9 protein-coding genes are annotated in these 12,530 nt (G+C 61.3%); 7 read left to right on the top strand and 2 right to left on the bottom strand.

Annotation, left to right across the window (positions count from 1 at the left end; all coding sequences use genetic code 11):
• The first annotated feature begins 12 nt into the window (after positions 1-12).
• From FHU12_RS01695 to emrB, 3 genes are read left to right on the top strand one after another with little or no spacing between them, the layout of a single operon-like run.
• Positions 13-1,464 carry an efflux transporter outer membrane subunit gene (locus FHU12_RS01695; RefSeq protein WP_141967020.1) on the top strand — a complete coding sequence of 484 codons (1,452 nt, stop codon included), beginning with the start codon at positions 13-15 and terminating at the stop codon, positions 1,462-1,464.
• A gap of 23 nt (positions 1,465-1,487) precedes the next feature.
• Positions 1,488-2,660 (top strand): multidrug efflux MFS transporter periplasmic adaptor subunit EmrA, encoded by a 1,173-nt coding sequence (emrA, locus tag FHU12_RS01690; protein WP_063990641.1) that lies wholly within the window; start codon positions 1,488-1,490, stop codon positions 2,658-2,660.
• Between the two features lie 17 nt (positions 2,661-2,677).
• Positions 2,678-4,216 (top strand): multidrug efflux MFS transporter permease subunit EmrB, encoded by a 1,539-nt coding sequence (gene emrB, locus FHU12_RS01685; protein ID WP_063990642.1) that lies wholly within the window; start codon positions 2,678-2,680, stop codon positions 4,214-4,216.
• A 60-nt stretch (positions 4,217-4,276) separates the two neighbouring features.
• On the opposite strand, the gene FHU12_RS01680 is transcribed toward emrB, so the two are convergent.
• Entirely contained in the window at positions 4,277-5,365 is a 1,089-nt protein-coding gene (locus FHU12_RS01680) for a tRNA/rRNA methyltransferase (protein ID WP_141967018.1), read from the bottom strand.
• 207 nt (positions 5,366-5,572) lie between these two features.
• Here FHU12_RS01680 and trxC point away from each other — a divergent pair, with 207 nt between their 5' ends.
• The 4 genes from trxC to pssA all read left to right on the top strand — a co-directional run bounded on the left by trxC (position 5,573) and on the right by pssA (position 11,126).
• Complete coding sequence (trxC, locus tag FHU12_RS01675; RefSeq protein WP_004928868.1) at positions 5,573-5,992, top strand: thioredoxin TrxC; 420 nt, start codon at positions 5,573-5,575, stop codon at positions 5,990-5,992.
• 114 nt (positions 5,993-6,106) lie between these two features.
• Positions 6,107-6,796, top strand: a complete 690-nt coding sequence (locus FHU12_RS01670) for a tRNA-uridine aminocarboxypropyltransferase (RefSeq protein ID WP_141967016.1) — start codon at positions 6,107-6,109, stop codon at positions 6,794-6,796.
• Positions 6,797-6,969: 173 nt separating this feature from the next.
• Positions 6,970-9,618 carry a bifunctional acetate--CoA ligase family protein/GNAT family N-acetyltransferase gene (locus FHU12_RS01665; RefSeq protein ID WP_141967014.1) on the top strand — a complete coding sequence of 883 codons (2,649 nt, stop codon included), beginning with the start codon at positions 6,970-6,972 and terminating at the stop codon, positions 9,616-9,618.
• Between the two features lie 152 nt (positions 9,619-9,770).
• Positions 9,771-11,126, top strand: a complete 1,356-nt coding sequence (pssA, locus tag FHU12_RS01660; RefSeq protein WP_185742264.1) for a CDP-diacylglycerol--serine O-phosphatidyltransferase — start codon at positions 9,771-9,773, stop codon at positions 11,124-11,126.
• A gap of 36 nt (positions 11,127-11,162) precedes the next feature.
• Here the strand turns inward: pssA and FHU12_RS01655 are convergent, their stop codons facing one another.
• Positions 11,163-12,473 carry an MFS family transporter gene (locus FHU12_RS01655; RefSeq protein ID WP_141967010.1) on the bottom strand — a complete coding sequence of 437 codons (1,311 nt, stop codon included), beginning with the start codon at positions 12,471-12,473 and terminating at the stop codon, positions 11,163-11,165.
• Between the last annotated feature and the right edge of the window lie 57 nt (positions 12,474-12,530).

Below are 12,530 nucleotides of genomic sequence, written 5' to 3'. Positions count from 1 at the left end.
AGGTACCTACTTATGCGATCCCCATTCAACTGGAGATTCACCCCGCTGTTCGCCGTGTTGCTGCTGGCCGGGTGTGCTTCGACCGATAATATTGCCCCGCAATCCACGCTGATGGATCCGCAGAGCCTGCAGTTGGCTCAGCCGAAGGTCAGTTCGCTGGCCGTCAGCCCGCAGTGGTGGCGCGCCCTCAAGGATCCGCAGTTGGACACGTTGATGACGCAGACGCTGCAAAGCTCGCCGACCCTGCGTCAGGCCGCCGCCCGCGTGCGCGAAGCGCAGAGCGTGGTGGGCGAAGCCAACGCCGCCAACGGGCCGAACCTGGATCTGAACGCCAGCACCCAGCGCCAGCGCATACCGCAAAACGTCAATATGGGGCTGGGGTATCCACAAAAACCTATCTATGAAAGCTCCAACTCACTGGGGTTAAATTTGGCGTATGAATTCGACTGGTGGGGTAAATACCGCAACCAGGTGAACGCCGCCAAGGCGCAGGTCAACGCCGCGCGCGCCGAGCAGGAACAGGCGGCGCTGACGCTGACCAGTTCTGTGGCGTCCGCCTACTACCAGCTGCAGAGCAATCTGGCGCTCGAGAAGCTGCTGCAGCAGGAAGTGAACAACAATGAGCGCCTGACCGCGCTGCGCCAACAGCGCTATCAGGCCGGTCTGACCGGCGTCGACGTGCCGCAACAAACTCAGGCGCAGTCCGACGTCGCCAAGCAGCAGATCCTGCAGCTGCAATCGCAGATCGAGCAGCTCAGACACCAGCTCGCCGCGCTGGCGGGCCAGGGGCCAAACGCCATGCAGCACCTGCGTCAGGTGCCGCTGCCCGCAGACAACCTGATGGCGCCGCAGGGCGAGCTGACGGCGGATCTGCTGGGCAAACGCCCGGACATCGCCGCGCAACGCCAGCTGGTGGAGTCCTACAGCCAGCGCGTCAGCGCCGCACGCAAAGAGTTTTACCCCAGCCTGACCATTTCAGCCTTCGCCGGTCTGATGACCACCAATGTCGGTGGCACCAACCCGAACCTGTTTGAAGCGGCCAGCCAGGCCTGGAACGTGATGCCGGCGATTTCGCTGCCGATCTTCCACGCCGGGGCGCTGCGCAGCAAGCTGGGCGAGGAATCCGCGCTGTATGACGAAGCGGTGGAATCCTATAACCAAACCATCCTGAATGCGGTACAGGAAACCGCCGACGCCATCACCATCCAGCAGAGTTCTGCGCAACAGCAGCTGCAGGCGGCGTCCGCGGCCCAGTCGATGCAACAGGTGTATCAGGTCGCCAACGCCCGTTACCAGGCAGGGATTATCGGGCGCGACGATCTGTTGACCAGCCAGACGCAGCTATTGCAGCAGCAACAGGCGGAGTTGAATGCCAGCAGTAATTTACTGCAGGCGAAGATAGGACTGATCCGCGCGCTGGGGGGTGGCTATCAGGCCCCGGCCGCAGCGGATTCGAAAGCATAATAATATAAGGCTTGGAGAACACCATGAGCGCAAGCGCGGAAATCCAAAACCCGCAGCAGCCGAGCGGCAAAAAGAAGCAGCGTAAATTTTGGCTGCTGTTGCTGACGGTTATTTTCATTGTTATAGGGGTGGCTTACTTAGTGTATTGGTTCCTGGTGCTGCGTCATCACCAGGAAACCGACGACGCCTACGTCTCCGGCAACCAGGTGCAGATCATGGCTCAGGTGTCCGGCAGCGTGAACAGCGTCAATTTTGACAACACCGACTACGTCAAGCAGGGCGACGTGCTGCTGACGCTCGATCCGACCGATGCCGAGCAGGCGTTTGAACGCGCCAAAACCGGCCTGGCCAACAGCGTGCGTCAGACCCACCAGCTGATCATCAACAGCAAGCAGTATCAGGCCAACATCGCCCTGCGCAAGACCGATCTGAGCAAGGCCGAGAACGATCTGAAACGCCGCGTGGTGCTGGGCAGCGTTGACGCCATCGGCCGCGAAGAGCTGCAACACGCTCGCGATGCAGTCGACAGCGCCAAGGCCGCGCTGGAAGTGGCGGTGCAGCAATACAACGCCAACCAGGCGATGGTACTGAATACCCCGCTGGAACAGCAGCCGGCGATCCAACAGGCCGCCGCGCAGATGCGCGATGCCTGGCTGGCGCTGCAACGAACCAAAGTGATCAGCCCCATTACCGGTTATGTCTCACGCCGCAGCGTGCAGGTCGGCGCGCAGATCGCCGCCGGTTCGCCGCTGATGGCGGTGGTGCCGGCCGATCACATCTGGGTTGACGCCAACTTCAAGGAAACCCAGATCGCCAACATGCGTATCGGCCAGTCGGCGACGGTGGTCAGCGACGTCTACGGCGACGACGTGGTGTATCAGGGCAAAGTGGCCGGTATCGACATGGGCACCGGCAGCGCCTTCTCGCTGCTGCCGGCCCAGAACGCCACCGGTAACTGGATCAAAGTGGTGCAACGTCTGCCGGTGCGTATTGAGCTCGACGCCAAGCAAGTGGCGGATCATCCGCTGCGCATCGGTCTTTCTACGCTGGTGACCGTCGACACCGCCAACCTGGACGGCCGCGTGCTGGCCGACGTGGTGCGCGACAAACCGCTGTACCAGAGCGACGCGCTGGCGTTGAATCTGGCGCCGGTTAACCAGCTGATCGCCGACGTGATCCATGCGAACGCCGGCTAAGCGCGCGGGAGGCCATCTTGCCACAGAAACCGCTTGAAGGCGCCCAGCTCGCCTGGATGACGGTCGCGCTCGCCATGGCGACCTTCATGCAGGTGCTGGACTCTACCATCGCCAACGTGGCGATCCCCACCATTGCCGGTAACCTCGGGTCTTCCAACTCGCAGGGCACCTGGGTGATCACCTCGTTCGGCGTGGCAAACGCCATCTCGATCCCGATCACCGGCTGGCTGGCGAAGCGCATCGGTGAAGTGCGGCTGTTCCTCTGGTCCACCGCGCTGTTCGTCATTGCCTCCTGGCTGTGCGGCATCTCCAACAGCCTCGGCATGCTGATCTTCTTCCGCGTGATCCAGGGCGTGGTGGCCGGGCCGCTGATCCCGCTGTCGCAGAGCCTGTTGCTGAACAACTACCCGCCCGCCAAGCGAGCGATGGCCCTGGCGCTCTGGTCGATGACCGTTATCGTCGCGCCGATCTTCGGGCCGATCCTCGGCGGTTACATCAGCGACAACTACCATTGGGGTTGGATCTTCTTCATCAACATCCCGATCGGCGCCTTCGTTATTATGGCGGCGATGGCGACGCTGAAGGGGCGAGAAACCAAAACCGAGATCAAACCGATCGATACGGTCGGCCTGGTGCTGCTGATCGTCGGCATCGGTTCGCTGCAGGTGATGCTCGATCAGGGCAAGGAGCTGGACTGGTTCAACTCGACCGAGATCATCACCCTGACCGTCGTGGCGGTCGTGGCGTTGCTGTTCCTGGTGGTCTGGGAGCTGACGGACGACCACCCGGTGGTGGATCTGTCGCTGTTCAAGTCGCGCAACTTCACCATCGGCTGCCTGTGCATCAGCCTGGCCTACATGCTGTACTTCGGCGCCATCGTGCTGTTGCCGCAGCTGCTGCAAGAGGTGTACGGCTATACCGCCACCTGGGCGGGGCTGGCGTCGGCGCCGGTCGGGCTGATCCCGGTGCTGCTGTCGCCGATCATCGGTAAGTTCGGCAACCGGCTCGACATGCGCAAGCTGGTGACCTTCAGCTTCATCATGTATGCCGTGTGCTTCTACTGGCGCGCCTATACGTTTGAACCGGGCATGGACTTCGGCGCTTCGGCCTGGCCGCAGTTCGTCCAGGGGTTCGCCATCGCCTGCTTCTTCATGCCGTTGACCACCATCACGCTGTCCGGCCTGCCGCCGGAACGCATGGCGGCGGCATCGAGCCTGTCGAACTTTACGCGAACGCTGGCGGGTTCGATCGGTACCTCGATCACCACCACCCTGTGGACGCAGCGCGAATCACAGCACCATTCGCAACTCACGGAGTTCGTCAATCCGTACAACCCGCAGTCGCAGGAGATGTACCGGCAGTTGGAGCAGCTTGGCATGAGCAAGCAGCAGGCGTCGGCGTATATCGCCAACGAGATCACCGCGCAGGGCCTGATCATCTCCGCCAACGAGATCTTCTGGCTGTCGGCCGGGGTGTTCCTGGTGCTGCTGGTGCTGGTATGGGTGGCGAAACCGCCGTTCAGCTCCGGCGGCGGTGGGGGCGGTGGCGCCCACTAAGCTTCAATAAACGAAACGGGCGCCCTGAGGCGCCCGTTTTTTTATCCGACGTAGAACAGATTACGCCTGATTCTGACGCCACCAGTCCGCCAGCAGAATGCCGGTCGCCACGGAAACGTTCAGGCTTTCCACTTTACCGGTGCCGCCGATCGAGACGCTCATGTCGCCCTGCTGCCAGGCGCTGTCGCTCAGACCGTCGCGTTCCTGGCCCAGCACCAGCACCATCTTGGCTGGCAGCTTGGCCTGCGCCAGCGCGGTGCCTTTGTGGCTCGAGGTCGTGACGATGGTGTAACCCGCCTTGCGGAAGGTATCCAGCACCGACAGGAAGTCATCGGCGTTGATCGCCTTGATATGCTCCGCGCCGCCTTCTGCGGTACGCACCGCCGCGCCGGATTCCAGCAGCGCCGGATCCTGCAGCAGCACGCCGTTGACGCCGAAGTGGGCGCACGAACGGACGATGGCACCCAGGTTATGCGGGTTGCCCACTTCTTCCAGCGCCAATACGCAGTCGGTCGCCGGTGCGGTTTTCAGGTAGGTCTGCGCATCCAGGCCCTGACGCTTTTTGATCAGGAAGCAGACGCCGCCGTGGTGCTCGGTACCGGAAGCCTTGGCCAGCTCTTCCTCATCCACCACGTGGTAGGCTTTGCGGTTAGCCGCCATCCAGCGCAGCGCTTCACGGAAGCGTGGGGTGACCGACTGCACGAACCAGGCGCGCACGATCGCTTCCGGGCGGCTGGCGAACAGCGCCTGACAGGCGTTTTCACCGTAAACGCGGGTTTCTTCCGCGCGCTGACGGCGCAGCTGTTCCGGATCGATAAAGCTTTTGCCGCTGATACCGCCGTGATCGAACGCCGGCTCTTCATTCGGCGCACGCGAGACGGTTCTCCACGGTGACTCGTTGCCACCGCGATCTTCAGTGCGCGCCGGACGGCGAGGACGATCGCTTTCACTGCGGCGGGAGTCGGCGCCGCGGCGATCGTTGCCGCCACGCGCCTTGTCTTGACCAGCGCGGCCCGAGCGCGCACCGTCAGCCGGACGGCCTTTGCCGGCCGGACGTTTATTCTTGTTGCGGTCATCGCCATTGTCGTCGTCATTGCGGACGTACATCACTTTGACTTTACCGTTCTTGCCACTAAATGAATCGTTCATTGTCTTCTCCACCAACGCGCAGGGCGCGAAGATTACCTGATGTTGGTGCACGAAGCCACCAACTTGCGCTAAAAGCTCCCAACTATCACATCCATTGAACAAACCTCATTGTTCACGCGCCGGGTTTTGCCGATAATTGTCAGCATTAAAGAAACATCTCCGCAACCGCGTTGCGGGGACCATGCTTTCTCTGTACCCGAGGTCAACATGAATACAGTTTGTGCAGCTTGCAATGCCACCAACCGCGTACCGGAAGAACGTCTGGCGGACAACGCGAAATGCGGCCGCTGCGGCCATGAGCTCTTCGACGGTGAAGTGATCAACGCCACCGCCGCCACGCTGGACCAGTTGCTGCAGGACGATCTGCCGGTCGTGGTCGATTTCTGGGCGCCGTGGTGCGGCCCATGCCGCAGCTTTGCGCCGATCTTTGAAGACGTGGCCGAAGAGCGCGCCGGCAAAGTGCGCTTCGTGAAAGTGAATACCGAAGCCGAGCCGGAGCTGAGCGCCCGTTTCCGCATCCGCAGCATCCCGACCATCATGGTGTTCCGTCAGGGCAAGATGGTCGACATGCTCAACGGCGCGATGCCAAAAGCGCCGTTTGACAACTGGCTCAACGAGTTAGTGTGATTCGGCAAGTATAGGCCGTATCCCGCCATCGCGCGCGAACGCGCCCCGATCGAGCCCGCCCCTCCCGGCGGGCTTTTTTCTGCGTTACAATGGCGGTTTTTCCCCAGGATCGTTATGACCGACAACGCCGTACTTCGCCTGCGCCAGTTCCGTTTAGACCGCGCCACCCGCCCCTTTCTGGCGCGCGGTTGCCGGGTGGCGCGTTGTCAGGGTTGCCTGCTGCCGCATAAAAACTGCCTGTGCGACACCATTCGCCCGCAGCAGGCCGGCAGCCGTTTCTGCCTGATCATGTTCGGCGCTGAGCCGCTCAAGCCCAGCAACACCGGCCGCCTGATCGCCGATATCCTGCCGGACACCCAGGCGTTCCTCTGGTCGCGTACCGAGGTCGATCCCGCCCTGCTGGCGGCCATCAACGATCCGACGCGGCAGCCTTATGTAGTGTTCCCCGCGTCCTACGCCGACGCCGAACGGCCGGTGTTCAGCGAACTGCCCGTCGGCGGTAAACCGCCGCTGTTCATCATGCTGGACGGCACCTGGGCGGAGGCGCGCAAAATGTTCCGTAAAAGCCCGTATCTCAATCAATTCCCGGTGTTTTCCCTCAACGTCGACGCCGCATCGGACTACCAGCTGCGTGAAGCCAGCCGCGCCGAGCAACACTGCACGGCGGAAGTGGCCGCCGCTCTGCTGCAACAGGCGGGCGATCTGCCGGCCGCCGACGGATTGAATCAGCATTTCCGCTATTTCCGTCAACAGTATCTGGCGGGAAAACCGACCCGGCCGGAGGCACCGGTCACAGCAATGTAGCCATAAAGCGCCTAAAATCAGGCGTAACGTTGCCTATAGCCAATAGCATTCAAAAGACAGGTAGGCGGCAACTGAACGAATCCCTGGGAGCTTAGTTAACTAAGTGACCTGGGTGAGAGAGGGCAGCCAACACCCCTGTCTTTTGAAGGATGACGGATATAAAGGAGCCGTGCATGAGCCAGCGAGGGTTAGAAGCGCTACTACGTCCAAAATCGATCGCCGTGCTGGGTGCTTCGCAGCAGCCCGGCCGCGCCGGCAACCTGATGATGAGCAACCTGCTGGCAGGCGGTTTCGGCGGGCCCATCTTGCCGGTCACGCCGCGCTACAAGGCGGTATGCGGCGTGATGGCCTACCCCGACGTCGCCAGCCTGCCGCTGACGCCGGATCTGGCGATCATCTGCACCCACGCCAAACGCAATTTGGCGCTGATTGAAGCGCTGGGCCAACGCGGCTGCAAAGCCGCCATCGTACTCTCTTCGCCGCCGGAACAGTTCGCCGAGCTGAAGGCCTGCGCGCAGCGCTACGCCATGCGGCTGTTGGGCCCCAACAGCCTGGGGCTGCTGGCACCGTGGCAGGGCATCAACGCCAGCTTCTCGCCGGTGCCGATCCAAAAGGGCAAGCTGGCGTTTATCTCGCAGTCCGCCGCCGTGGCCAACACCATTCTCGACTGGGCGCAGCAGCGCGAAGTCGGCTTCTCCTACTTCATCGCGCTGGGCGACAGCCTGGACATCGACGTCGACGACCTGCTCGACTTTTTGGCGCGCGACAGCAAGACCAGCGCCATCCTGCTGTATCTGGAAAACATCAGCGACGCACGGCGCTTTCTCTCCGCCTCGCGCAGCGCCTCACGCAACAAGCCCATTCTGGTGATCAAAAGCGGCCGCAGCCAACAGGCGCAACTCTTGCTCAATAGCCAGCTGGGGCTGGACGCCGCCTATGACGCCGCCATCCAGCGCGCCGGCCTGCTGCGCGTGCAGGATACCCATGAACTGTTCTCGGCAGTGGAAACCCTCAGCCATATGCATCCGCTGCGAGGGGAACGGTTGATGATCGTCAGCAACGGGGCGGCGCCGGCGGCGATGGCGCTGGACGAACTGCTCGGGCGCAACGGCAAACTGGCGACGCTGAGCGATGAGAGCCTGGCGAAACTGACCGATGCGCTGCCGGATTTCATCCGCGCCGGCAACCCGCTCGACCTGCGCGATGATGCCACGCCGCAGCGCTTCCTGGCGGCTATCGAAGCGCTGCTCGACAGCCACGACTATGACGCGCTGCTGCTGATCCATGCGCCGAGCGCGGCGGCACCGGGCACCGCCACGGCGGAACGGCTGATCGACGCGCTGCACCGCCATGCGCGCGGCAAGCGCATCACGCTGCTGACCAACTGGTGCGGCGAATACTCTTCGCAAGAGGCGCGCCGGCTGTTTACCGAGGCCGCCATTCCCACCTACCGCACGCCGGAAGGCGCGGTGACCGCCTTTATGCATATGGTGGAATACCGCCGTAACCAGAAGCAGCTGAAGGAGACGCCGGCGCTGCCGATCGGCCTGACCGCCAACACCGCCGATGCCCACCGGTTGATCCATCAGGCTCTGGCCGAAGGCGCCACCCAGTTGGATACCCACGAGGTGCAATCCATTCTTCAGGCCTATGACCTGAGCACCCTGCCAACCTGGATCGCTGAAGACAGCGCCGAAGCGGTACATATCGCCGAACAGATCGGCTACCCGGTGGCGCTGAAGCTGCGTTCGCCGGATATCCCGCACAAATCGGAAGTTCAGGGCGTCATGCTCTACCTGCGCACCGCGACCGAAGTACAGCGCGCGGCGGAAGCGATCCTCGATCGCGTGAAGCGCACCTACCCTCAGGCACGCATCCATGGCCTGTTGGTGCAGAGCATGGCCAACCGTGCCGGCGCCCAGGAGCTGCGCATCGCGGTAGAGCAGGATGCGATTTTTGGCCCGCTGATCATGTTGGGCGAAGGCGGCGTAGAGTGGCGCCAGGAAAATCAGGTGGCGGTCGCGCTGCCGCCGCTGAACATGGCGCTGGCGCGTTATCTGGTGCTGCAGGCGGTGAAAGGCGGCAAGATCCGCGGGCGCAGCGCGCTGCGGCCTTTGGATATCCCTGGACTAAGCCGCCTGCTGGTGCAGGTCTCCAACCTGATCCTCGACTGCCCGGAGATCGCCCGGCTGGATATTCACCCGGTGTTGGCCTCCGGCAGCGAATTTACCCTGCTGGACGTTTCGATGCAGCTCGCGCCGTTCAGCGGCGATCCTCAGGCGCGGCTGGCGATCCGCCCTTATCCGCACGAGTTGGAAGAGACCATCGCGCTGAAAGACGGCAGCCAATGCCTGTTCCGCCCGATCCTGCCGGAAGACGAGCCGGCGCTGAAGCATTTCATCGACCGAGTGACCAAGGAAGACCTCTATTATCGCTACTTCAGCGAGATCAACGAGTTTACCCATGACGATTTGGCCAACATGACGCAGATCGACTACGATCGAGAAATGGCCTTTGTGGCGGTGCGCGCAGACGAGATCATCGGCGTGACCCGCGCGCTGTCCGATCCGGACAACACCGACGCCGAGTTCGCCGTGCTGGTGCGTTCCGATCTGAAAGGCGTGGGCTTGGGCCGTCAGCTGCTGGAGAAAATGATCGCCTATGCGCGCGCTCATGGCCTGACCCGCCTGAGCGGCATTACCATGCCGAATAACCGCGGCATGATCGCACTGGCGCAGCGGCTGGGCTTTGGCATCGAGGTGCAGCTTGAGGACGGCATCGTCAATCTGACGCTGCCGCTGCAGGCCGCCGACGCGCAGTGACCTGCGTCGCAATGCGCTACGAATCCACCACTTAACGCCAAAACATACGCACAATCGAGGCAACTAATGGTATTATCGCCCGATTATTCGGTTTATTGTTTTTAAGCCTGTGGCGTTCCGGCCATCAATCATGAGAGAAGAAGCGCACTGTGATGTTGTCAAAATTTAAACGTAGCAAACATCAACAACACCTTGCACAACTGCCCAAACTCCCCCAGACGGTTGCTGATGTTCGTACGCTGTACGCGCCGTCCGACTTTCGCACCACGCTGCTGGATTCCATCGCCAACGCCACCCAACGCATCTATCTGGTGGCCCTGTATCTGGAGCATGACGACGCCGGGCGTGAGGTCCTCAACGCGCTGTATCAAGCCAAACAGCGGCGCCCCGAGCTGGAAATTTGCGTGCTGGTTGACTGGCACCGCGCACAGCGCGGGCGCATCGGCGCCGCCGCCGCCAATACCAACGCCGACTGGTACTGCGCCATGGCCAGCCAGCATCCGGAGCAATCGGTGCCTATCTACGGCGTGCCGGTCAATACCCGCGAAGCGCTGGGCGTATTGCATCTGAAGGGCTTTGTGGTCGACGATACCGTGATCTACAGCGGCGCCAGCATCAATGACGTCTATCTGCATCAGCATGAGAAATACCGTTACGATCGCTACCAGCTGATCACCAATGAGGTGTTGGCCGATACCCTGATCGATTACATCAAGCAGCATCTGCTCACCGCCGGCGCCGTACAGCGCCTCGATCGCAGCGATCGACCGAAAAGCCCGGAGATCAAAAACGAGACTCGTCTGTTTCGTTTCGCCCTGCGCCGCGCCGGTTACCACTTCCGCGGCAAGGCCGGCAACGATGAGCTGGCGGTGACGCCGCTGGTTGGGCTTGGCAAGCAAAGCATGCTGAATAAAACCATTCATCACCTGATGTCGTGCACCGACCAGAAACTGACGCTGTGTACCCCTTATTTCAACCTGCCGGCGCTGCTGGTGCGCAACATCATTTATCTGCTGCGCCAGGGCAAACAGGTGGAGATCATCGTCGGCGACAAGACCGCCAACGACTTCTATATTCCGGAAGACCAACCGTTCAAAATCATCGGCGCGCTGCCCTACCTGTACGAGATCAACCTGCGCCGCTTCCTGAGCCGGTTGCAGCGTTACGTCGATACCGGCCAGCTGATCGTGCGTCTGTGGAAGGATGGCGATAACAGCTATCACCTGAAAGGCATGTGGGTAGACGAAGAGTGGCAGCTGGTCACCGGCAATAACCTCAACCCACGCGCCTGGCGGTTGGATCTGGAAAACGCCATTCTGATCCACGATCCCAAGCAGGAAATGCGCGAGCAGCGGCAAAAAGAGCTGGAATGCATCCGCACTCACACCACCGTGGTCGGCCACTATCAGGAGCTGCAAAGCATTCAGCAGTATCCGATCAAGGTGCGTAAGCTGATTCGCCGTCTGCGGCGTATCCGCATCGACCGGCTGATTAGCCGTATCCTGTAAGATGCACTCTGACCCCGGCCAAGGCCGGGGTTTTTATTACAGCTGTATCTCCTTGCCTTTGCGATGCAACCGGAGCGAGACCAGCAACGCCAGCAGGCACATGCCGGAAACGTACCAGAAGAAAGCGTTTTCCACGCCAAACGATTTAAGCGACAACGCGACATATTCCGCCGAACCGCCGAACATGGCATTCGCTACCGCATAAGACAAACCCACCCCTAGCGCACGCACCTCCGGCGGGAACATCTCGGCTTTAAGCAGCCCGCTGATCGCGGTGTAAAAGCTGACGACGAACAACGCCAGCACGATCAGGCCGAACGCCATAAAGGGGTTGGTCACCTCTTTCAGGGCGAACAGGATCGGCACCGTCAGCACGGTGGCCAATGCCGAGAAGATCAGCATCGAGCTGCGACGGCCGATTTTATCCGAGAACGCGCCGACCGCCGGCTGCAGCAGCATGAAGACGAACAGCGCGACGGTCATGATGGCGCTGGCCAGCTTGGCGTCCATACCGGCGGTGTTCACCAGATATTTCTGCATGTAGGTAGTGAAGGTGTAGAAGGTCAGCGAACCGGCGGCGGTAAAGCCCAGCACCATCAGGAACGCTTTGCGGTTCTTCCACAGTCCCGTCAGCGAACCGGCATCTTTGTGGTTACGCGTCTTCGCATCGGAGGTTTCATTCAGCGAACGGCGCAGGTACAGCGCCACCACCGCCAACACCGCCCCCAAGGCAAACGGAATACGCCATCCCCAGGCCTTCAGTTCTTCGCCGGACAATATTTGCTGCAGGATCACCAAGACCAGCAGCGCCAGCAGTTGCCCGCCGATCAGCGTGACATACTGGAACGAGGCATAAAAGCCACGTCGGCCCTTGATCGCCACCTCGCTCATATAGGTAGCGCTGGTGCCATATTCCCCCCCTACCGACAGCCCCTGGAACAGGCGGGCGATCAACAGCAGCGCCGGCGCCCAGCTGCCGATCGATTCATAAGTCGGCAGGCAGGCAATCACCAGCGATCCGGCGCACATCATGCAGACCGAAATCAGCATTGAGTTTTTCCGACCATGCTTGTCAGCGATGTAGCCGAATAACCAACCGCCGATCGGCCGCATGAAGAAGCCGGCGGCGAATACTCCGGCGGTTTGCAGCAGCTGTGTCGTGCTGTTGCCCGCCGGGAAGAACGAGGCGGCAAAGTAAATGGAACAGAAGGAGTAAACGTAAAAATCAAACCACTCCACCAGATTGCCTGACGAAGCCCCGACGATAGCAAAAATGCGTTTCTTATTATCCAGCGCTCCCTGTTCGGCGCCGTGCTCATCCCCAAGAGCCGAGGTTGTTTCTGTCATGATGTTTTCTCCGAGCCATAGCAATGATGAAGTTCGGCTTCCTGCCGCCCTGGTTGT

It is taken from the genome of Serratia marcescens (genome assembly GCF_006715005.1).
GTDB classification, from domain to species: Bacteria; Pseudomonadota; Gammaproteobacteria; order Enterobacterales; family Enterobacteriaceae; genus Serratia; species Serratia montpellierensis.
Note: the sequence above shows the minus strand (reverse complement) of the source record. Positions and strands in the feature narration are given on the sequence as shown.